Genomic DNA, 20,828 nt, shown 5'->3' with positions numbered 1-20,828 from the left:
TCCGGTGGATGGGGTGGCGAGCCGGCAGCATATACGTGCGATCTCAAACGCGTGTCGCGGCGGGCATTCGCTGCGGCACGCGTCTGCGCAGGGGCCGTCAAGCCACCGCCGAAGCCTGCGACAAATGCTGGTGAATCAGCGCCACCGCCGCCGCGCCTTCGCCGATGGCGCCGCCCACGCGCTTGACCGAGCCCGAGCGCACGTCGCCCACCGCGAACACACCCGACACGCTGGACTCGAGCGTGGTGGCCGGCCGCGACGGAAAGCCGCGGCTCGCGGCGTCGCCGGTCAGCACGAAGCCGTGCTTGTCGACCGACACGCCGCAGCCTTCGAGCCATGAGGTCTCGGGCTCCGCGCCCACGAACAGAAAGATGTTGTGCGCCGGGCAGTCATGTTCGGCGCCGCTCGTGTGACAGCGCCAGGTCGCGCCCGTCAGGCCCGTGTCGGCACCGCCGTTCAGGCGCACGAGTTCGGTGTGCGGGTGCAGCTCGATGTTGGGCGTGGCCTCGATGCGATCGATGAGGTAGCGCGACATGCTGGCCGCCAGCGAGGGGCCGCGCACCAGCACGTTCACCTTGGCCGCATGGCGCGACAGGAACACCGCGGCCTGGCCCGCCGAGTTGCCGCCGCCGACCAGCGCCACCTCTTGCTGCGCGCAGATCTTCGCCTCGATGGCCGAGGCCCAGTACCAGATGCCGCGGCCCTCGAACTCGGCCAGGCGCGGCACCTCGGGGCGCCGGTAACGCGCGCCGCTGGCAATGACGACGGTGCGTGCATTGATGGTGCGGCCGTCGGCCAGCGCAATGCGCAGGCATTCGAGCGCGTTCTCGCGCGAGCAGTCCAGCGACAGCACCTTGGCCGGTATGAGCATCTCGACGCCGAACTTCTGCGCCTGCACGAAGGCGCGGCCGGCCAGCGCCTGCCCGGAGATGCCGGTCGGAAAGCCCAGGTAGTTCTCGATGCGCGCGCTGGCGCCGGCCTGGCCGCCGAAGGCGCGGCAGTCGAGCACGATGACGCGCAGGCCTTCCGAGGCGGCATACACGGCGGTTGCCAGGCCGGCCGGCCCGGCGCCGACCACGGCCACGTCGAACAGCTCGTCGCGCGCCGCGGTGTCGACCATGCCGAGGCAGCGCGCCAGGCCGTCGTCGCTCGGGTTCACCAGCACCGAGCCGTCGGGGCACACGGCCAGCAGGTCGCCGGCGCCGTACTGCGAGAGCAGGGCGGCGGCGTCGGGGTCTTCGTTGGCGTCGACCAGGTGGTAGGGGTAGCCGTTGCGGCGCAAGAAGTTTTCCAGCCGCGCCATGTCGGGCGACTGCGGCTGGCCGATCAGCACCGGCCCGCTGGCGCCGGACTCGATCAGCGCCACGCGCCGCAAGATCAGCGCGCGCGTGATGCGCTCGCCCAGGTCGGCTTCGGCCACCAGCAGCGCGCGCAGTTGCGCGGGCGAGACGAGCAGCGCCTCCACGTCTTCGTCGGCGTGGCCGTCGACCAGGGCAGGGCGGCCGCTGAGCTGGCCGACTTCGGCCAGGAACTCGCCGGGCCCCTGCCGCACCACGGGCACCACGTGGCCCAGGCCGTCGCGCTGCGTGACGCTCACGACGCCTTTCAGCAACACGAACATGCCGGGCCCGGTCTCGCCGGCCGTGAACAGGCGGGTGCCGCGCGCAAACTGCTGCACGCTGCCGAAGCGCGCAATGCGCGCGATCTCGGTGTCGCTCAGGACGGGAAAGGTCTGGTGGATGCGGCTGCTGTCGGTGCCGTTTGCGTCGGTTGCCATGCGTGAAAGCTCCATGTCGCGAATCTTGCGCATTAGACGACGAAGTGCGTGCAAAGCGCGCGTCGCTCGGAGTCGGTTGCGCCCGGCACGGCCTGTAACACCGTCATGCACCTGCAATCTCACTGACATGCACGCTTCATTCCAGGTGCGCAGACTCCCTCGGCAGAAAGGGTTCCCCATGAAAGAACTGCCCAACCCGACGTTTCCGCTTTCGCAGATCGGGCTGCGCGCGGCCTTGTGGCCCGCTCCCGTTGCCGGCGTTGCAACCCATATGTCGGCTGGCGTGTCGGCCGCTGTTTCGGCTGCCGTCTCCGCCGTTGTTTCTGCCAATGCGGCCGCCGTGGTCAGCACGCCGGTGCCCCAGGCGCCGGCCGTCATCCTGCCGCCGGCCATCGAGCCCAGGCAAGGCATCACGGTGGGCTGGGCCCGCCACCTGGACGACGTGCGCGCCGCCCAGCGCCTGCGCTACGACGTGTTCGTCGGCGAAATGGGCGCCCGCGTGTCCTCGCCGCTGGCCGGCCACGACATCGACCTGTTCGACGATTTCTGCGAACACCTGCTGGTGCGCGACGAGCTGACCCAGCAGGTCATCGGCACCTACCGCGTGCTCACGCCGGCGCAGGCCCGCCGCGTGGGCAGCACCTACAGCGACACCGAGTTCGACCTGACCCGCCTGCGCGACCTGCGCGAGCGCATGGTCGAGCTGGGCCGCAGCTGCGTGCATGCCGAGCACCGCCAGGGCGGCGTGATTCTCGCGCTGTGGGGGGCGCTGGCCGGTTTCATGCACCGCAACAAACTGGACACGATGATCGGCTGCGCCAGCATCCCGATGTCACACAACGGCGTGACCAACGGCGACGCGGCCGCCAGCATCTGGCGCCAGGTGTCGGCCAAGCACATGGCCCCCATCCAATACCAGGTGCAGCCGCGCCTGCCGCTGCCGGTCGAGCGGCTGGACAGCACGCTCGACGTGGAGCCGCCGGCGCTCATCAAGGGCTACCTGCGCCTGGGCGCGAAGGTGCTGGGCGCTCCGGCCTGGGACCCTGACTTCAACGCCGCCGACCTGCCGATGCTGATGCGCATCGACGACCTGCCGGCGCGCTACCGCAAGCACTTCCTGGGCGCATGAAGCCCGCGGCCGTCCCGTCTGGCAACGGGCCGTCCGCCCACCCTCCGGGCATGATGGAGCCCCACAAGGTCATTGCGACAGGGGGTTCAGGAGCGTCACGCGAATGTCATGAGAACGTCACAAACGACGTCGACACTGTCATATTTCCGCTTACGTGTGCTCCCGTGCCCCTTGCTCCAGAATCAGTGCCCATGCCATCCGCCCCCGCAGACCGGTCGCTCGCCGTCGCGGCGCCCACGTTCACATTGCTCGACCGCGACCACAGCATCCTCTCGTTCAATGAACGGGTGCTCGACTGGGCGCACCGGCGCGAGGTGCCGCTGATCGAGCGGCTGCGCTACCTGTGCATCGTGTCGTCGAACCTCGACGAGTTCTTCGAAGTCCGCGCCGCGCCGCACCTGATCGCAGGCAGCGCCGGCGACCACAAGGGCACGTACACGGTCGAGTCGTTCGAGCGCCTGGCCGAGGCGGCCCACACGCTCGTGGCGCGCCAGTACGCGCTGTACAACGACGAGCTGATGCCGACCTTTGCCACGCACGGCATCCACATCATTTCGCACGGCGAGCGCAACCCGGCGCAGCGCAAGTGGGTCAGCGAGTATTTTGAGCGCGAGGTGCGCCCGCTGCTGATTCCCGTGGGGCTCGACCCCGCGCACCCGTTTCCGCAGGTGGCCAACAAGTCGCTGAACTTCATCGTGCGCCTGGGCGGCAAGGACGCCTTCGGGCGCGAGAACCCCATCCAGATCGTGAAGGTGCCGCGCGTGCTGCCGCGCCTGATCCGCATGCCCGCGAAGGTGTCCGACGGCAAGACGCTGTTCGTGGCGCTGTCGAGCGTGGTGCGCGCGCACCTGGCCAGCATGTTCGTGGGCCGCGAGGTGGGCGACTTCTCGCAGTTCCGCGTGACGCGGCATTCCGACCTCGCGGTGGACGAGGAAGACGTGAAAAACCTGCGCACCGCGTTGCGCCAGGGCCTGCAGCACCGCCACTACGGCCAGGCCGTGCGGCTGGAGGTGTCGGCGAGCTGCGCCGAGTCGCTCGCGAGCTTCTTGCTGGCGCAGTTCAACCTGCCGCCCGAGGCGCTGTACCGCGTGCACGGCCCGGTGAACCTGGCCCGGCTCACGCAGCTGGCCGACCTGCTCGACGAGCCGCAGCTGCGCTTTCCGCCGTACCCGGCGTCGTACCCGGTCACGCTGTCGCCTTCGCAGTCGTTCTTCGAGCGGCTGCAGCGCGGCGACGTGCTCATCCACCAGCCCTTCGAGAGCTTCGAGGGCGTGCTGGCGTTCCTGCGCGAAGCCGTGCTCGACCCGCAGGTGCTGGCCATCAAGCAGACCATTTACCGCACCGGCGCCGACTCGGAGCTGATGGACCTGCTGCGCGAGGCCGTGCGCCGGGGCAAGGAAGTCACGGTGGTGGTGGAGCTGAAGGCGCGCTTCGACGAAGAGGCCAACATCAACTGGGCGGAGATGCTCGAGTCGATCGGCGCGCAGGTGGTGTACGGCGTGGTCGGCCTGAAGACGCACGCCAAGATGCTGCTGGTGACGCGCCGCGAAGGCAAGCAGATGCGCCGCTACGGCCACCTGTCCACCGGCAACTACAACCCGCGCACCGCCAGGCTCTACACCGACATCAGCCACCTCACGGCCGACCCGCTGCTCACGGCCGACATGGAGGCCGTGTTCGTCCACCTGGCCAGCCAGAGCCGGCTGCCCAAGCTCAACCGCATGTGGCTCGCGCCCTTCGACCTGCACAAGAACATCGTGGCGCAGATCGATGCGCTGGGCGTAGCCGCCGCGGCCGGCCAGCCGACGCGCATCGTCGCCAAGATGAACGCGCTGACCGACGAGGAAATCATCGGCGCGCTGATTCGCGCAGGGCAGCAGGGCGTGAAGATCGACCTGATCGTGCGCGGCGCGTGCACGCTGCCGGCGCAGGTGCCAGGGCTGACCGACAACATCCGCGTGCGCTCGGTGATCGGGCGCTTCCTGGAGCATTCGCGGGTGTTCTATTTCCGCAGCGGCGAAGACGAATCGCTGTACCTGTCGAGCGCCGACTGGATGAACCGCAACATGATGCGGCGCATCGAGCTCGCCTGGCCCGTGACCGACCCGGGCCTGCGCCAGCGGCTGATCGACGAATGCCTGGTCGCGTACCTGCACGACGGGCGCGACGCCTGGGACCTGGGCGCGGACGGCATCTACACACGCATCGACCACGACACGCACCCGGGCGAAGAGGGCGCCTCGCGCGCCATCGAGGCCCACGGCGCGCAGGCTGCGCTCATGAACCGCTACGCATCCAGAGGGCATCTCAGAGATGCATCCAGCAACTGACGACCGAAAGACGATGACCATGGACTTGATCTTCTGGCGCCATGCCGAAGCCGAGGACTGGACCGAGGGTTGCGACGACATGCAACGCTCGCTCACCGCACGCGGCGAGAAGCAGGCCAAGCGCATGGCCAGCTGGCTCGACCGCCAACTGCCCGACGGCACCCGCATCATCTGCAGCCCGGCGCGGCGCTGCGAGCAGACGGCGCTGGCGCTCGGGCGTAAATACAAGGTGCGCCCTGAACTGTCGCCCGAGACCACGGCCGAGACCCTGCTGGGCGCGGCCGGCTGGCCCAACGGCAAGTCGGTGGTGTTGTTGATCGGCCACCAGCCCTCGGTGGGGCAGGCGATTTCGCTGCTGCTGGGCCTGAAGCAGGACAGCTGCCCGGTGCGCAAGGGCGCGCTGTGGTGGATTCGCACGCGCGAGCGCGACGGCGACGTGCAGACCGTCGTGGTGACGGTGCAGTCGCCCGAGCTGCTCTAGAACGAGCTGCGCTGGTTCTCTCGCCGGCTCAGCAGCCGTTGAGCTCCACGCGCCAGCTGCTGGTCTTCTGCCAGGCCAGCACTTCTTCGCGCAGCAGGTGCGCCGACTGCGGATAGGCGTCCGCCCAGTCCGGCGCGCACACGATGGTGAAGGCCCGCGCGCCCAGCGCCGCGAGGTGCAGCGCCTGCGGATCGGGGTCGCGGCGCGCGTGGCACAGGATGATCGAGAGCCGCAGCGCGAGCAGCTGCATCACGAAGGTTTCGTCGTCCAGCGCCACTTCCAGCTTGCGCAGCTTGCCGCGCTGGCCCAGCACCAGCTGGCCCAGCGCATGCATCTCGTTGACCGCGAAGCCCGGGGCGTCGGTGTTGTCGAGAATGTAGGCGCCGTGCTTGTGATAGTCGCTGTGTGAAATCTGCGTGCCAATTTCATGCAGCTGCGCCGCCCAGCCCAGCTTGCGCAGGGCCCGGCCCGCGCGGCTGGCGGTGCTGCCGCCGCGCGCGGCCGGCGAAAGCTGCACGAACAGCGCCGCGGCCGTGTCGCCCACGCGCTTGGCCTGTGCCGCGTCGACCGTGAAGCGGTTGGCCAGCCGCGCTACCGTGGCGGTGCGCATGTCGGCCACGCTGTCGTCGCGTTCCAGCAATTCGTAGAGCACGCCATGGCGCAGCGCGCCCTGGGCGACCTTCATTTCCTCGATGCCTAGCAGGTCGAACACCGCGCGCAGCACGCTCACGCCGCCGCCGATGACGGCCTTGCGGTCGTCGCGCATGCCGTCGATGCGCAGCTTGTCGACGCTGCCGGCCCTCAGCAGGCGGTCGAGCAGCCAGTCGAGCCCTTCGCGGGTGACCAGCCCGGGCTCGGCGCCGGAGGCGGCCAGCACGTCGCCGACCGCGCCGATGGTGCCCGAGGCGCCGTACGCCACGTCCCACTGGTCGCGCGTGTAGGTTGCCAGTGCGTCGTCGAGCACGGCCTTGGCGGCCACCTCGGCGGCGCGGAAGGCGGCGGGGGTGAACAGGCCTTCGCCGAAATGCTTCATCGACCAGGCGACGCTGCCCACGCGGTAAGACTCCATGCGTTCGGCCACCAGCGCGTGGCCGATGATCATTTCAGTGGAGCGCCCGCCGATGTCGACCACCAGCCGGCGCTCGCTGTCGGAGGCGTCGGTGTGCGGCAGCATGTGCGACACACCCTGGTAGATCAGGCGGGCTTCCTCGCGCCCGGGGATCACGTCGATGCCGAAACCCAGGATGGTGCGTGCGCGCAACAGAAATTCTTCGCGGTTGCGCGCTTCGCGCAGCGTTTGCGTGGCCACGGCGCGCACCTGCGCGCGCTTGAAGCCGGCCAGGCGTTCGCCGAAACGGGCCAGTGCGTCCCAGCCGCGCTGCATGGCCTCGGTGGTCAGGTTGCGTGCGCTGTCCAGGCCGTTGCCCTGGCGCACCGTTTCCTTGAGGTATTCGGTGCGGTGGATCTGGCCATGGTCGACCTGTCCGATTTCGAGCCTGAAGCTGTTCGAGCCCAGGTCGACTGCCGCGAGGCGGGTGCCGTTTTGCATGTGGTTCCGGTGAAGAAGGCGGGGGATGTCTTTGTTATGGATCGTAGCGCCGTGGCGGGGCGCGCCGCCTTCCCGCACCTCGAGATTGCACGCAGCGGCAAGGGTGGCAAGGCTAGGCGCGGTGCATGACGGTTCTGTGACAGCGTCATATGAACCCCGAGGCGAATCGAGGCATTTTCCCTCGACAGAGGGGTGTCACAGCGATGTCACACAAGCTTTTTAGAGTCCGTGCCAAGCCCCCAAAGGGACTACTTCTTACTTCTAAAGGAAGCTTCATGAAAACGACGTTCAAATTTGCAACCGCTGGCCTGCTGGCCGCGATGTTCACCATTCCCGCCTTCGCGCAAGACGTGACCGGCGCCGGCGCCAGCTTCCCGGCACCGCTGTACGCCAAGTGGGCTTCCGACTTCAACAAGGCCACCGGCGTCAAGATCAACTACCAGTCGGTCGGTTCGGGCGCCGGCCTGAAGCAGATCGAAGCCAAGACCGTCGACTTCGGCGCTTCCGACGCTCCCCTGAAGGACGAAGAACTGCAAGCCAAGGGCCTGATGCAGTTCCCCACCGTCATCGGCGGCGTGATTCCCGTGGTCAACATCACCGGCATCAAGCCCGGCGAGCTGAAGCTCAACGGCCAGGTGCTGGGCGACATCTACCTGGGCAAGATCACCAAGTGGAACGACCCCGCCATCAAGGCGCTGAACGGTTCGCTGGCCCTGCCTGACGCCGCCATCGCCCCGGTTCGCCGCGCCGACGGTTCGGGCACCAGCTTCCTGTTCACCAACTACCTGAGCAAGGTCAACGCCGAGTGGAAGAGCAAGGTCGGCGAAGGCACGGCCGTGAACTGGCCCACCGGCGCGGGTGGCAAGGGTAACGAAGGCGTCGCCGCTTTCGTGAACCGCCTGCCCAACTCGATCGGCTACGTCGAGTACGCCTACGTCAAGCAGAACAAGATGACCTACGCCCAGCTGCAGAACGCCGCCGGCAACTTCGTCTCGCCCGACGACACCGCCTTCAAGGCCGCTGCCGCCGGCGCCGACTGGAACAAGAGCTTCTACCAGGTGCTGACCAACCAGGCCGACAAGGGCGCATGGCCCATCACCGGCGCGACCTTCATCCTGCTGCAGAAGGTGCAGGACAAGCCCGCCAACGCCACCACCGTGCTGAAGTTCTTCGACTGGGCCTACAAGAGCGGCGACAAGACGGCCGACGACCTCGACTACGTGCCGATGCCTGACGCCGTGAAGGCCACCATTGCCAAGGCATGGGGCGATGTGAAGGACGCGTCGGGCAAGGCCGTCGCGTTCAAGTAAATCCAACCATCAGTCCAGACCGGCGCGCCCATGAGCAATTCCTCGCTCAAGGACGCGCCGCTTTCGTCTTTGCCGGAGCGACCTGTGTCATCCACCTTTCCCGCCGCAGCCACCTCCCTCGACCTCGCGGCCGAGCGCGGTCGCGCCACCGCCCCTCCACCGCCCGTGAAGGCCCCCCGCTCCGGCCCGATGGCCGACCGCCTGTTCGGCTGGGCCGCCAAGGGCGCCGCGCTGCTGACGCTCGCGATGCTCATCGGCATCCTGCTGTCGCTGGTCATCGGCGCCTGGCCCGCCATCTCGAAGTACGGCCTCGGCTTTCTCACCAACAGCACGTGGGACCCGGTGAAGGAAGAGTACGGCGGCCTCGTGATGATCTACGGCACGCTGGCCACCTCGTTCATCGCGCTGGTGATCGCCGTGCCCGTGAGCTTCGGCATCGCGCTGTTCCTGACCGAACTTTCGCCCAACTGGCTCAAGCGCCCGTTGGGTACCGCCATTGAACTGCTGGCCGCCGTGCCCTCCATCGTGTACGGCATGTGGGGCCTGCTGGTGTTCGGCCCCATCCTGTCGACCTGGGTGCAACAGCCTCTGCAGAAGCTGCTCGGCGGCATCCCGTACCTGGGCGCGCTGGTCTCCGGCCCGCCCGTGGGCATCGGCATTCTGTCGGCCGGCATCATCCTGGCGATCATGATCATTCCGTTCATCGCCTCGGTGATGCGCGACGTGTTCGAAGTGACCCCGCCGCTGCTGAAGGAGTCGGCCTACGGGCTGGGTTCCACCACCTGGGAGGTCGTCTCCAAGGTCGTGCTTCCCTACACCAAGGCCGGCGTCGTCGGCGGCATCATGCTCGGCCTGGGCCGGGCGCTGGGTGAAACGATGGCGGTCACGTTCGTGATCGGCAACATGAACCAGCTCAACTCGCTGTCGGTGTTCGAGGCTGCCAACAGCATCACCTCGGCACTGGCCAACGAATTCGCCGAAGCCGGCGCCGGCCTGCACCAGGCCGCGCTGATGTACCTCGGCCTCGTGCTGTTCTTCATCACCTTCGTCGTGCTGTCGCTCTCGAAGATGCTGCTGGCACAGATGAAGAAGAGCGAAGGAACCAAGTCGTGAGCACCGCGCAAAACCTGATGAATGCCAAGACGCTGGCCGAAACGCGCCAGGCGCGTTTCGCCTCGCGCAACCGTGTCAACAAGATCGCGCTCACGCTGTCGCTCGCCGCGATGGCCTTCGGCGTGTTCTGGCTGGTGTGGATCCTGTGGGAAACGCTGCGCCAGGGCATCGGCGGGCTGGCACTGGCCACCTTCACCGAAATGACGCCGCCGCCGAACGAGGTGGGTGGCATCGCCAACGCCATCTTCGGCTCGTTCGTGATGGTGATGCTGGCCACCTTCGTGGGCACGCCCATCGGCATCATGGCCGGCATCTACCTGGCCGAGTACAACCCCAAGGGCTGGCTCGCCTCGGTGACGCGCTTCGTCAACGACATCCTGCTGTCGGCGCCGTCGATCGTGATCGGCCTGTTCGTCTACGCCGTGGTGGTGGCCTACTTCAAGACCTTCTCGGGCCTGGCCGGTGCGCTGGCGCTCGCGCTGATCGTGATTCCGGTGGTCATCCGCACCACCGAGAACATGCTGCAGCTGGTGCCGCCGGGCCTGCGCGAAGCGGCCTACGCACTGGGCACGCCGAAGTGGAAAGTCATCCTGAGCATCACGCTGCGTGCCGCGCGCGCCGGTGTGGTCACGGGCATTCTGCTGGCCGTGGCGCGCATCGCGGGTGAAACCGCGCCGCTGCTGTTCACCGCGCTGAACAACCAGTTCTGGACCGCCGACATCAGCCAGCCGATGGCCAGCCTGCCGGTCACGATCTTCAAGTTTGCAATGAGCCCGTACGAGAACTGGCAACAGCTGGCATGGGCCGGCGTGTTCCTGATCACCGTGGCCGTGCTTGCCCTCAACATCCTGGCGCGTGTGCTGACGCGCACCAAACTCTGAACAACAAAGAAGACGCCAACATGCCAAACACCGTCGCACAACAACCGTCGCGCTCGAAGATCTCGGTCAAGGACCTGAACTTCTACTACGGCAAGTTCCACGCGCTCAAGGGCATCAACCTCGAGATTCCCGAGAACAAGGTCACGGCCTTCATCGGTCCGTCGGGCTGCGGCAAGTCGACCCTGCTGCGCACCTTCAACCGCATGTTCGAGCTGTACCCCGAGCAGCGTGCCGAAGGCACGATCGCGCTGGACGGCGAGAACCTGCTGACCTCCAAGCAGGACGTGGCGCTCATCCGCGCCAAGGTCGGCATGGTGTTCCAGAAGCCCACGCCGTTCCCGATGTCGATCTACGACAACATCGCCTTCGGCGTGAAGCTGTTCGAGAACCTCTCCTCCAGCGACATGGACGACCGCGTCGAATGGGCCCTGAAGAAGGCCGCCCTGTGGACCGAAGTGCGCGACAAGCTGCAGCAAAGCGGCTCGGGCCTTTCCGGCGGCCAGCAGCAGCGCCTGTGCATTGCGCGCGGCATCGCGATCAAGCCCGAAGTGCTCCTGCTGGACGAACCCTGCTCGGCGCTGGACCCGATTTCCACCGCGAAGATCGAAGAGCTGATCGCCGAGCTGAAGAACGAGTACACGGTGGTCATCGTGACGCATAACATGCAGCAGGCCGCCCGCTGCAGCGACTACACCGCCTACATGTACCTGGGCGACCTGATCGAGTTCGGCGCCACGGAACAGATGTTCTTCAAGCCGCAGCGCAAGGAGACCGAGGACTACATCACCGGCCGTTTCGGCTAAGGAGACAACCATGACTGAAAAACACTTGTCCAGCCAGTTCGACAGCGAACTCAACGGCGTGTCGTCGCGCGTGATGGAACTCGGCGGCATGGTCGAGTCGCAGATTCACCAGGCCGTGTACGCGCTGCTGCAGTTCGACGCCGACGCGGCCGACCGCGTGATGGAAACCGAGCACCGCGTGAACGCGATGGAAATCGACATCGACCGCGAGCTGTCGTCCATCATCGCGCGCCGCCAGCCGACCGCGCGCGACCTGCGCCTGCTGATCGCCATCAGCAAGACCACGGCCAACCTCGAGCGCGTGGGCGACGAGGCCAACAAGATCGCGCGCATGGTCAAGTCGATCATCGAGAGCGGCTCGGCGCGCCAGCTGCCCACCACCGAGCTGCGCATCGCGGCCGACCTGGCCTCGGGCCTGCTGCGCACGGCGCTGGACGCCTTCGCGCGCCTGGACACCGCGGCCGCGCTGTCGATCCTGAAGGACGACGACCTGATCGACAAGGAGTTCGACGGCTTCGTGCGCAAGCTGGTCACCTACATGATGGAAGACCCGCGCACCATCTCCGCCAGCCTGGACCTGCTGTTCCTGGCCAAGGCGATCGAACGCATCGGCGACCACGCGAAGAACATCGCCGAGTTCATCATCTACATCGTCAAGGGCGCCGATGTGCGGCACACTTCGATGCAGGAAATCGAGTCCGCGCTGCAGTGACCCCGGCGGCAAGACTCCCCAAAAAAGCATGAAGAAACCCAGAGTCCTGATCGTCGAAGACGAGTCCTCGATCGCCGAGCTGATCGCCGTCAACCTGCGCCACAACGGCTTCGAGCCGATCTGGTCGGAAGACGGTGCCGCGGCCCAGCGCGAGATCGATGCGTTCTTGCCGGACCTGATCCTGCTCGACTGGATGCTGCCCGGCCAGAGCGGCCTGCAGCTCGCGCGCCAGTGGCGCAAGGACCCGCGCACCAAGGCCATTCCGATCCTGATGCTGACCGCGCGCGGCGACGAGCCCGACAAGGTGGCCGGGCTGGACGCTGGCGCCGACGACTACATCACCAAGCCCTTTTCCACCCAGGAAATGCTGGCCCGCATCCGTGCGGTGCTGCGCCGCCGGGCCCCTGAAGTGGTCACCGAGCGCGTGGAAATCGGCGAGCTCGCGCTCGACACCTCCACCCACCGCGTGACCTGGCAGGGCGGCGCGCTGAAGGTCGGCCCGACCGAGTTCAAGCTGCTGGCCTACCTGATGCAGCACGCCGAGCGCGTGCACAGCCGGGCGCAACTGCTCGACAAGGTGTGGGGCGACCACGTGTACATCGAGGAACGCACGGTCGACGTGCACGTCAAGCGCCTGCGCGAGTCGCTGGGCGCGGCCGCTCCCATGGTGGAAACCGTGCGCGGCGCGGGCTATCGCCTGACGGCCCAAGTCACGGTCTGAGCGCCGTCGCCCCGGCGTCGTTCGCTGGCGGGCGCGGATAATCGCCCGCCATGCCTTTTCGCATTGCTACTTTTTTAATAGCGTCCCTCGCAATAGCGGCGGGCGCTGTCGCTGCTTTCGGCTGGAAGTTCGGCTGGATGGGCGCGTGGCTGGGCGCGGTGGTGTGGCTGGCGCTCGACGCCTGGCGCGCCGAGCGCCTGCTGCAGGTGCTGCGCAACGACGCAGCCGGCCTGCCGACGCGCGCGCCGGGCGTGTGGGGTGAGCTGTCGGAGCGCATTCGCAAGCTGCTGCGCGAACGCGAGCAGCAGACCCGCCAGGCCGAAGACCGGCTGCAGGAATTCCTGGCCGCCATCCAGGCCTCGCCCAACGGCGTGGTGCTGCTCGACGAGCACGGCCGCATCGAGTGGTGCAACCAGACGGCGGCCGCGCAGTTCGGCATCGACGCCGAACGCGACCTGGCGCAGCACCTGGCCAACCTGGTGCGCGACCCGGCCTTCGTGGCCTACCTCGCCTCCTGGAACTACAGCCGCGACGTGGTCATCGACGCGCCCGGCATCGGGCACCATGCCCACCAGCGCGGCCACGCGGTGCGGCTGTCGGTGCAGGTGCACCCCTACGCGGGCAACCGCCGCATGCTGCTCACGCGCGACATCACCGCGCTGGAACAGGCCGAGGCGATGCGGCGCGACTTCGTGGCGAACGTGTCGCATGAAATCCGCACGCCGCTGACGGTGCTGGCGGGTTTCGTCGAGACGCTGCAGAACCTGCCATTGGATGCGGACGAGCGCACGCGCTACCTGGCGCTGATGGGCCAGCAGTCGCACCGCATGGAAACGCTGGTGAACGACCTGCTGACGCTGTCGCGGCTGGAAGGCAGCGCGGCGCCTTCGGGCAACCAGTGGATCCGCATTCGCGCGCTGCTCGCGCATTGCGAGGACGAGGGGCGCGGCCTGTCGGGGCGGCTGGCGCCGCTGGGGCACCGCCTGTCTTTCACCATCGATGCGGAGTCCGAGGTGTCGGGCGCGCCGACCGAGCTGCAAAGCGCCATGTCGAACCTGCTGAGCAACGCCATCCGCTACACGCCGGGCGGCGGCGAGGTGGCCGTGAGCTGGCGCGTGCTGCCCGACGGGCGCGGCGAATACGCGGTGAAGGACACGGGCCCGGGCATTGCCGCGGAACACATCCCGCGGCTGACGGAGCGCTTCTACCGCATCGACCGCAGCCGCTCGCGCGAAACCGGCGGCACCGGCCTGGGCCTGGCGATCGTGAAGCACATTGCGCAGCGCCATGGCGCGGAGCTGCGCATCGAAAGCGCGGTGGGCAAGGGCTCGCGCTTTGCGCTGGTGTTCCCCGCGACGCGCGTGCGGGAAGCACGCGTGCTGGTCAAGTAGACGCGGCGCGCCCGGCTTCGTTCAGGCCGCCTGCTTCAAGCCGTTCGCTTCGCCATCGTGTGGCGCAGCAGCGCGATGAACATGGTCGCCGTCAGCGCCAGCGCCCCCGCGCTCATGATCCAGAACGCCAGCGGCGACTGCATGGCCGCCCAGGGCCCCAGGCCGCGGTATGCCAGCAGGTAGCTGCCGCCAAGGCCGAGGCCCCAGAGCATCGTGCAGTAGATGAGCAGCGGCGCCAGCGTGACGCGGTAGCAGCGCAGCACGAACACGCACAGCGTCTGCATGGCGTCCGACAGGTGAAAGGCCGCCACGGGCAACAGCAGCGCCGCGGCCAGCGCGACCACGGCGGGGTTATCGGAATACACGTTGGCAAGCTGCGAGCGCAGCGTGACCATGGCCGTGGCGAAGAGCAGCGCGCACATCACCGTCAGCTCGAAGCCCAGCCGGCACACATGCCGGGCCTTGGCCACGTCGCCTGCGCCGAGCCAGAAGCTCACGCGCGCGCTGGTCGCGATCGACAGCGACAGCGGCACCATGTACGCCACCGCCATCAGGTTGGCGGCGATCTGGTGCGCGGCGGCCGCCGCGGTGCCCAGGCGGGCGATGAACAGCGCCATCAGCGTGAACGAGGTCACCTCCACCAGCACCGCCAGGCCCGCGGGCACGCCCAAACGCGCGAAGTGGCGAATGGTGTGCCAGTCGGGCGGCTCGGGGCGTTGCCACAGCCGGTAGCCGGTGTACAGCGGGCTGCTGCGCAGCAGCCAGACGGCGCACAGCAGCATCGCCCAGTTGACGCACAGCGTGGCCCAGCCGCAGCCGACCAGCCCCATGGCCGGCAGGCCCGCGCCGCCGAAGGTGAACCACACCGACAGCGGCAGCTTCACGAGCAGCGAGCCCAGCTGCAGCCAGGTCACGAGCTGCGGCTTGCCCAGGCTCTGGTTGAGCGTGCTGAAAAGCCGGAACAGCAGGGCGGGCGCCAGCCCGAAGGCCAGCACGATGAGGTAGGCCTCGACCTCGGCGCGCATCTCGGGCGGCACCTGCGTCCACTGCAGCACCGCGCCGGGCGACAGCAGCACCGCCATGCCGATCACGATCGCAATGCCGGCCAGGTACAGCGACTGGCGCACCGAGCGGCCTACCTCGCTGCCGCGGCCGGCGCCATGGAGCTCGGCCCAGACCGGCAGCAGCGCCTGCAGCACGCCCATCAGCGACACGTAGACGCTGATGAACACGGCCGCACCCACCGACAGCGCGGCCAGCGCGTGCTCCGAATAGCGGCCCGCGATGATGGTGTCGGTCACGCCGAAGGCCATCACGGCGAGCTGGCCGACCAGCACCGTGCCGGCGTGCCGCGCGATCAGGCTGCGTTCGCCACTCACTGCGGCGTGATCTTCTGGTAGAGCAGGAGGTCGTCGGCGGCGCTGCTGGGGCGGCGCAGCGTGCCCGCGAAGCGCCATTGGTCGAACGGGATGATGGTGTGCAGCCGCTCGATGGTCTCGGGGCTGGCCAACAGCCAGGGGCAGGTGTTGTCGAGCAGCAGCGGCTTCACGTCGAGCTGGCCGTGGTGGCGCAGCGCGGCGATGTGCGCGCGGCTCAGGGCGAGCTCGGCCACGCAGCCGTTCTTGCCGACACGATCGACCACCGCGTTGACCTGCGGCACATAGCTGCGCGCGTAGTCGATGGGCGGCAGCCACAGCGTCATGAGCAGCATCCAGCACAGCGCGGTGCCGCCGGCCGGCAGCACCAGCGTCTTCCACAGCGCGGCGCGGTGGCGGCCCGTGCGCCAGCGCACCAGCCAGCACCACGCGATGGTCGCGGCCACCGCCAGCACGACGGCTATGGGCGACAGCTCGGGCACGAAGCCCGGCACCAGACGCGCCACGCTGGCGGCCGGCTTGGGCGGCACGCCGGTCTGCATGGCGATCCAGTAGACCCAGCCCAGCACGGCCAGGCCGCTGAAGAACAGCACGTTGAACCAGTCGATCAGCGCCGCCGCGCTGCGCCGGAAGGTGGGCAGCGCAAAGGCCGCGAGCGTGGCGAAGGCGGGCAGGGCGAGCAGCAGCGAGCGATCTGAGAAGTCGGTGCTCCAGGTGGCGGCCAGCGGCACCAGCGCGAACCAGAAGGGCAGCGCCACATGGCGCGCCGTGAGCTGGCGCCGCCAGCGCCACAGCGTCCACAGGGCCAGCGGCCACACCGGCCAGGTGAACCACAGCAGCAGCTTGGCCTGGCTGCGTACGTCGCCGAGCACCGAGCCGCCGGTCATGGTGATCTTCCATTGCTCCAGCTTCAGGCCGAACACCAGCACCACCGCCAGCACGGTGACGCCGACCATCGTGAGCAAGGCGCCGCGCGTGTAGCCCGGGCCGTTGTCGTCGGTGCCGAGTGCGTCGTTGCGCGAGCGGGCGTCGAGCCGGCGCTCGTAGGCGATGTACAGCGCGCTGCCGATGGCCAGCGCAAGGCCGACCGTGGGCGCGCCGCTCAGCGTGATGCCCAGGGTGCCGACCACCAGCGCCGTGACCGGGCCGGCGCGGCGATAAGGAAGGGCGGCCACGCCGTAGAACAGGTGCGAGGCGAAGAACAGCTGCGCCAGCGCCGGCGTGGTTTCATGGCCGAGCTGGGCCAGGCCCAGGCAGGCGATCAGCGCGAGCAGGCCGCCATCGGCGATGGCGCGTGCGTAATCGGTCGGGCGCGCCTCGCCGCCGAAGGCGAACGCCACGGGCTGGGCGCGCGCGGTGCGGGCGAGGTAATAAACGGCGTACCAGGTGGCGGTGAACGTGCCCCACAGCAGGAACGCGAACACGATGCGCACCGCCAGGTCGGGGTTCAGCCACGACGGGGCGATCTTGATGGCCAGGGCGCCGATCCAGTAGGGAACCAGCGCGGGCGTTTCGGGACGCAGGCCCAGCAGCATGGGGTCGAACCAGCGCGCGATGCCTTCGGTGCTGCGGGCCAGTTCGGCCATGTAGCCGAAGGCGGTGATGTCGGCGCTTTTCCACGGACCCCGGCCGACAAGGCCCGGCAGCAGGTAGGCCGCGCACAGCAGGAGCAACGCGATGCGCGGCAGGCGGCGCACGGCGCTCTGGGCAACGATCGCGGGAGTGGGCTGGTTCAAAAGGCGGGAGGCAGAGGTTGCGGGGGATTCAAAATGAAAAAGGGCAGCGCGGTAAACCGGGCTGCCCTCGACGCCAAGGCGCGTGTCTTACTTCGAAGCAGCGCCGGTGGTCTTGCCGAAGCGGTTGCGGAACTTCTCGACGCGACCGCCCATGTTGTCGACCGACTTTTGCGTGCCGGTGTAGAACGGGTGCGATTCGCTGGTGGTGTCCAACTTGAACAGGGGCAGCTCGCGACCGTCATCGGTCTTGCCCATTTCCTTGGTGTTCGCGCACGAACGGGTCACGAACTTGAAGCCGTTCGACATGTCGACGAACAGGATGTCGCGGTAATTGGGGTGGATGCCTTCTTTTGCCATGGTCTTTCCTTTTGCGCTGTTGGAATCAATGCGCGGTCGATGCGAGAGCCACCGGCTTGCCAGATCTGGCAAGCCGCCCCAGGGAAGCCTGGGGAGCCGGGCGACGCTGCCCAGCCGCACTTTTCGCGGAGCCCATGATTATCGCATACTGCCCCTTTTCAGAGCAAACCGGCCCCTTCCATGACCTCCAGACCCCTGCGCGCCGGCCTCGTCGGCTATGGCTTTGCCGGCCAGACCTTCCATGCGCCGGTGCTGTCCGCCGTGCCCGGGCTCGCGTTGGCGGCGGTGGCCAGTTCGCAGCCGCACAAGGTTCATGCGGACTGGCCCGGCGTGGCGGTGGTGCCCGACGTGGTGGCGCTGGTCGCGCGGGCGGACATCGACCTGGTCGTGGTCGCGACGCCGAACGAGCAGCACCATCCCGTCGCCAAGGCGGCGCTGGAGGCCGGCAAGCACGTGGTGGTCGACAAGCCGTTCACGCTCGATGTCGCGCAGGCGCTGGAGCTTGAGCTGTTGGCTTCGCGCAACAATCGATTGCTGTCGGTCTACCAGAACCGTCGATTCGACGCCGATTTCCTGACCTTGAAAGACCTGCTGGCCAGTGGCGAACTGGGCCGCGTCGTATACCTGGAATCGCATTTCGACCGCTTCCGGCCCGAGGTGAAGGTGCGCTGGCGCGAGCAGGCGGTGCCGGGTTCGGGACTCTGGGTGGACCTGGGGGCGCATCTGGTCGACCAAGCCGTGCAACTGTTCGGCCGGCCCGACACGCTCCAGCTCGACACCGCCGTCTTGCGCGATGGCGCGGTGGTCGAGGACTATTTTCATGCGGTGCTGCGTTACGAAAGCGGCCCGCATGCGCCTTTGCGCGTGGTGCTGCATTCGACGACGCTGGCCGCGCATGCCGCGCCACGCTACATCGTCCATGGCACGCGGGGGAGCTACGTCAAGCACGGTGTCGATACGCAGGAAGACGCGCTGCGCGACGGGCAGCGGCCGCCGGCCGAAGGTTGGGGTGCCGATCCGCTGGACGGCGAACTCACGCTGATCGGCACCGACGGCGTGACAAGTAGACGCCCCGTGCCCACGCGCGCGGGCAACTATGTCGATTACTACGCCGCGGTGCGCGATGCGATCCTGGGCGTCGGGCCCAACCCTGTTCCGTCCGAGCAGGCCGTTGCGCTCATGGAACTGCTCGACATCGGCCGCCAGAGTGCCGCGGAAGGCCGCGCCATCCGCATCGAGCGCCCATGAAAAAAGCGCGTCGACCCGTGAGGGCCGACGCGCTTTTGCGGAAGAGCGTGGTGCTCAGCCGCCGCGACGCATCATGTCGAAGAACTCGACATTGGTCTTGGTCGCCTTCATGTTCTTGAGCATCAGCTCCATCGACTCGATCTCGTCCATGTTGTACATGAGCTGGCGCAGGATGCGGGTCTTCTGCAGGATCTCGGGCGCCAGCAGCAGCTCTTCGCGGCGCGTGCCGCTGCGGTTGAGCTGGATCGACGGGAACACGCGCTTTTCGTACAGGCGGCGGTCGAGGTGGATTTCAGAGTTGCCGGTGCCCTTGAACTCTTCGAAGATCACTTCGTCCATGCGGCTGCCGGTGTCGATCAGCGCGGTGCCGATGATGGTCAGCGAGCCGCCTTCTTCCACGTTGCGCGCGGCGCCCAGGAAGCGCTTGGGGCGTTGCAGGGCGTTGGAGTCGACACCGCCGGTCAGCACCTTGCCCGACGAGGGCACGACGTTGTTGTAGGCGCGGGCCAGGCGGGTGATCGAGTCGAGCAGGATCACCACGTCCTTCTTGAGTTCGACCAGGCGCTTGGCGCGCTCGATCACCATTTCGGCGACGTGCACGTGGCGCGCTGCGGGCTCGTCGAAGGTCGAGGCAATGACCTCGCCCTTCACCGTGCGCTGCATTTCGGTCACTTCTTCAGGGCGCTCGTCCACGAGCAGCACCATCATGTGCACGTCGGGGTAGTTGGCGCTGATGGCGTGGGCGATGTGCTGCATCATCACCGTCTTGCCGCTCTTGGGCGGCGCCACCAGCAGGGCACGCTGGCCTTTGCCGATGGGGGCGATGATGTCGATGATGCGGCCCGTGATGTTCTCTTCGCCCTTGACGCCGTCGCGTTCCAGCTTCATCTGTTCCTTGGGGAACAGGGGCGTCAGGTTTTCGAACATCACCTTGTGCTTGTTCTGCTCGGGCGGACCGTCGTTGACCTTGTCGAGCTTGGTCAGCGCGAAGTAGCGTTCGCCGTCCTTGGGCGTGCGCACTTCGCCTTCGATCATGTCGCCGGTGTGCAGGTTGAAGCGGCGCACCTGGCTGGGCGAGATGTAGATGTCGTCCGTGCTGGCCGTGAAGCTGGTGTCGGGGCTGCGCAGGAAGCCGAAGCCGTCCGGCAGGATTTCGAGCACGCCGTCTGCGAAGACCTGCTCGCCCGCCTTGGCGCGCTTCTTGATGATCGCGAACATCAGCTCCTGCTTGCGCATGCGGCCGACGTTTTCGATCTCAAGCGCTTCAGCTTGCTTGAGGACTTCAGACACGTGGAGTGCCTTGAGTTCGTTTAAGTGCATGGAATGACCCCTCGCGGGGTAATCGAACGGAAAACGGGGGGAGGTTGAATGTGAAGCGAGAAGTGCTTCACTAACCGGGGAACTCGAACCGGTTGCCTGAAAGGGCCGGTGATCTGTGGGAGATTATGACAGGAAAAACGCGCCGGCCAACGCATTGCGCGCTGGCCGGTTGAAATCGCTCAGGCGAGTTGCTGGTCGATGAAGGCCGTGAGTTGCGCCTTGCTCATGGCGCCGACCTTGGTGGCGGCCAGCTGGCCGTCCTTGAAGAGCATCAGCGTGGGGATGCCGCGGATGCCGAACTTGGCGGGGATGTCGCGGTTCTCGTCCACGTTCAGCTTGGCGATCTGCAGCTTGCCTTCGTAGGTGGCCGACACTTCGTCGAGGATCGGGGCGATCATCTTGCAGGGGCCGCACCATTCGGCCCAGTAGTCGACCAGCACGGGCTGGCTGGACTTGAGCACGTCGGCCTCGAAAGAGGAATCGGAGATGTGTTTGATGAGTTCGCTGGCCATGTGATGTGTCCTTGGTGCGCAGAGAGTTTCGGTGCAGCTAAAGTGCTGGTCATTGTGACAGAAACCAAGGGGTGGCGTGCCG

The 20,828-nt window shown here is 67.5% G+C and carries 18 protein-coding genes; 11 read left to right on the top strand and 7 right to left on the bottom strand.

The features are described from left to right. Positions 1–97: 97 nt before the first annotated feature. Positions 98–1,777, bottom strand: a complete 1,680-nt coding sequence (locus QTI51_RS10825; RefSeq protein ID WP_165840260.1) for an FAD-dependent oxidoreductase — start codon at positions 1,775–1,777, stop codon at positions 98–100. 178 nt (positions 1,778–1,955) lie between these two features. Between QTI51_RS10825 and QTI51_RS10820 the strand changes: the two genes are divergently transcribed. From QTI51_RS10820 to QTI51_RS10810, 3 genes are all read left to right on the top strand, one after another. Further along, a complete protein-coding gene (locus QTI51_RS10820; protein ID WP_116907367.1) occupies positions 1,956–2,906 on the top strand; it encodes a GNAT family N-acetyltransferase in 951 nt (316 codons plus the stop codon). A 191-nt stretch (positions 2,907–3,097) separates the two neighbouring features. Continuing rightward, complete coding sequence (gene ppk1, locus QTI51_RS10815) at positions 3,098–5,236, top strand: polyphosphate kinase 1 (RefSeq protein WP_116907368.1); 2,139 nt, start codon at positions 3,098–3,100, stop codon at positions 5,234–5,236. A 19-nt stretch (positions 5,237–5,255) separates the two neighbouring features. Next, positions 5,256–5,717: a SixA phosphatase family protein gene (locus QTI51_RS10810; protein WP_207786607.1), complete on the top strand. Its 462-nt coding sequence runs from the start codon at positions 5,256–5,258 to the stop codon at positions 5,715–5,717. Positions 5,718–5,745: 28 nt separating this feature from the next. Here the strand turns inward: QTI51_RS10810 and QTI51_RS10805 are convergent, their stop codons facing one another. Then, the gene (locus QTI51_RS10805; RefSeq protein ID WP_116907370.1) at positions 5,746–7,266 is read right to left on the bottom strand and encodes a Ppx/GppA phosphatase family protein; all 1,521 of its coding nucleotides are present in this window, start codon (positions 7,264–7,266) and stop codon (positions 5,746–5,748) included. A 275-nt stretch (positions 7,267–7,541) separates the two neighbouring features. Here QTI51_RS10805 and pstS point away from each other — a divergent pair, with 275 nt between their 5' ends. Genes pstS through phoR form a run of 7 tightly spaced genes read left to right on the top strand, consistent with a single transcriptional unit; the run spans position 7,542 to position 14,197 of the window. Continuing rightward, the gene (pstS, locus tag QTI51_RS10800; RefSeq protein WP_116907371.1) at positions 7,542–8,576 is read left to right on the top strand and encodes a phosphate ABC transporter substrate-binding protein PstS; all 1,035 of its coding nucleotides are present in this window, start codon (positions 7,542–7,544) and stop codon (positions 8,574–8,576) included. 30 nt (positions 8,577–8,606) lie between these two features. Then, positions 8,607–9,689, top strand: a complete 1,083-nt coding sequence (gene pstC / locus QTI51_RS10795; RefSeq protein ID WP_116907372.1) for a phosphate ABC transporter permease subunit PstC — start codon at positions 8,607–8,609, stop codon at positions 9,687–9,689. After that, on the top strand, positions 9,686–10,570 hold the full coding sequence (pstA, locus tag QTI51_RS10790) for a phosphate ABC transporter permease PstA (protein WP_116907373.1): 885 nt from the start codon (positions 9,686–9,688) through the stop codon (positions 10,568–10,570). The genes pstC and pstA overlap by 4 nt, the downstream gene beginning before the upstream one ends. A gap of 20 nt (positions 10,571–10,590) precedes the next feature. Continuing rightward, positions 10,591–11,373 carry a phosphate ABC transporter ATP-binding protein PstB gene (gene pstB / locus QTI51_RS10785; RefSeq protein WP_116907374.1) on the top strand — a complete coding sequence of 261 codons (783 nt, stop codon included), beginning with the start codon at positions 10,591–10,593 and terminating at the stop codon, positions 11,371–11,373. Positions 11,374–11,383: 10 nt separating this feature from the next. Next, a complete protein-coding gene (gene phoU / locus QTI51_RS10780) occupies positions 11,384–12,085 on the top strand; it encodes a phosphate signaling complex protein PhoU (RefSeq protein WP_093122816.1) in 702 nt (233 codons plus the stop codon). 28 nt (positions 12,086–12,113) lie between these two features. Beyond that, positions 12,114–12,806, top strand: coding sequence for a phosphate regulon transcriptional regulator PhoB (gene phoB / locus QTI51_RS10775; protein ID WP_007836652.1), 693 nt, complete (start codon positions 12,114–12,116; stop codon positions 12,804–12,806). Positions 12,807–12,856: 50 nt separating this feature from the next. Then, entirely contained in the window at positions 12,857–14,197 is a 1,341-nt protein-coding gene (gene phoR, locus QTI51_RS10770) for a phosphate regulon sensor histidine kinase PhoR (protein WP_116907375.1), read from the top strand. Positions 14,198–14,232: 35 nt separating this feature from the next. On the opposite strand, the gene QTI51_RS10765 is transcribed toward phoR, so the two are convergent. The 3 genes from QTI51_RS10765 to QTI51_RS10755 all read right to left on the bottom strand — a co-directional run bounded on the left by QTI51_RS10765 (position 14,233) and on the right by QTI51_RS10755 (position 17,666). Further along, positions 14,233–15,576 carry an MATE family efflux transporter gene (locus QTI51_RS10765; RefSeq protein ID WP_116907376.1) on the bottom strand — a complete coding sequence of 448 codons (1,344 nt, stop codon included), beginning with the start codon at positions 15,574–15,576 and terminating at the stop codon, positions 14,233–14,235. After that, on the bottom strand, positions 15,573–17,309 hold the full coding sequence (locus QTI51_RS10760; RefSeq protein ID WP_116907377.1) for a hypothetical protein: 1,737 nt from the start codon (positions 17,307–17,309) through the stop codon (positions 15,573–15,575). Before QTI51_RS10760 ends, QTI51_RS10765 begins: the two co-directional genes overlap by 4 nt. 87 nt (positions 17,310–17,396) lie before the next feature. Further along, positions 17,397–17,666, bottom strand: a complete 270-nt coding sequence (locus tag QTI51_RS10755) for a type B 50S ribosomal protein L31 (RefSeq protein ID WP_116907378.1) — start codon at positions 17,664–17,666, stop codon at positions 17,397–17,399. A 180-nt stretch (positions 17,667–17,846) separates the two neighbouring features. Between QTI51_RS10755 and QTI51_RS10750 the strand changes: the two genes are divergently transcribed. After that, complete coding sequence (locus QTI51_RS10750; RefSeq protein ID WP_116907379.1) at positions 17,847–18,914, top strand: oxidoreductase; 1,068 nt, start codon at positions 17,847–17,849, stop codon at positions 18,912–18,914. A 54-nt stretch (positions 18,915–18,968) separates the two neighbouring features. Here QTI51_RS10750 and rho read toward each other — a convergent pair whose 3' ends face one another. Both rho and trxA read right to left on the bottom strand, forming a co-directional pair. Continuing rightward, on the bottom strand, positions 18,969–20,234 hold the full coding sequence (gene rho, locus QTI51_RS10745) for a transcription termination factor Rho (protein ID WP_013540932.1): 1,266 nt from the start codon (positions 20,232–20,234) through the stop codon (positions 18,969–18,971). 179 nt (positions 20,235–20,413) lie between these two features. Further along, a complete protein-coding gene (gene trxA, locus QTI51_RS10740) occupies positions 20,414–20,746 on the bottom strand; it encodes a thioredoxin TrxA (RefSeq protein ID WP_042578306.1) in 333 nt (110 codons plus the stop codon). Between the last annotated feature and the right edge of the window lie 82 nt (positions 20,747–20,828).

It is taken from the genome of Variovorax sp. J22G73, from assembly GCF_030317035.1.
In the GTDB taxonomy this organism is placed as follows: Bacteria; Pseudomonadota; Gammaproteobacteria; order Burkholderiales; family Burkholderiaceae_C; genus Variovorax.
Note: the sequence above shows the minus strand (reverse complement) of the source record. Positions and strands in the feature narration are given on the sequence as shown.

Bases quoted from the DNA above. Each gene is read 5' to 3' on its own strand.
- QTI51_RS10825 (WP_165840260.1), bottom strand. From the start codon at position 1,777: ATGGCAACCGACGCAAACGGCACCGACAGCAGCCGCATCCACCAGACC.
- pstS (WP_116907371.1), top strand. From the start codon at position 7,542: ATGAAAACGACGTTCAAATTTGCAACCGCTGGCCTGCTGGCCGCGATG.
- phoR (WP_116907375.1), top strand. From the start codon at position 12,857: ATGCCTTTTCGCATTGCTACTTTTTTAATAGCGTCCCTCGCAATAGCG.
- ppk1 (WP_116907368.1), top strand. From the start codon at position 3,098: ATGCCATCCGCCCCCGCAGACCGGTCGCTCGCCGTCGCGGCGCCCACG.
- trxA (WP_042578306.1), bottom strand. From the start codon at position 20,746: ATGGCCAGCGAACTCATCAAACACATCTCCGATTCCTCTTTCGAGGCC.
- QTI51_RS10810 (WP_207786607.1), top strand. From the start codon at position 5,256: ATGGACTTGATCTTCTGGCGCCATGCCGAAGCCGAGGACTGGACCGAG.
- phoU (WP_093122816.1), top strand. From the start codon at position 11,384: ATGACTGAAAAACACTTGTCCAGCCAGTTCGACAGCGAACTCAACGGC.
- QTI51_RS10750 (WP_116907379.1), top strand. From the start codon at position 17,847: ATGACCTCCAGACCCCTGCGCGCCGGCCTCGTCGGCTATGGCTTTGCC.
- QTI51_RS10755 (WP_116907378.1), bottom strand. From the start codon at position 17,666: ATGGCAAAAGAAGGCATCCACCCCAATTACCGCGACATCCTGTTCGTC.
- pstB (WP_116907374.1), top strand. From the start codon at position 10,591: ATGCCAAACACCGTCGCACAACAACCGTCGCGCTCGAAGATCTCGGTC.
- rho (WP_013540932.1), bottom strand. From the start codon at position 20,234: ATGCACTTAAACGAACTCAAGGCACTCCACGTGTCTGAAGTCCTCAAG.
- pstC (WP_116907372.1), top strand. From the start codon at position 8,607: ATGAGCAATTCCTCGCTCAAGGACGCGCCGCTTTCGTCTTTGCCGGAG.
- QTI51_RS10820 (WP_116907367.1), top strand. From the start codon at position 1,956: ATGAAAGAACTGCCCAACCCGACGTTTCCGCTTTCGCAGATCGGGCTG.
- phoB (WP_007836652.1), top strand. From the start codon at position 12,114: ATGAAGAAACCCAGAGTCCTGATCGTCGAAGACGAGTCCTCGATCGCC.
- QTI51_RS10805 (WP_116907370.1), bottom strand. From the start codon at position 7,266: ATGCAAAACGGCACCCGCCTCGCGGCAGTCGACCTGGGCTCGAACAGC.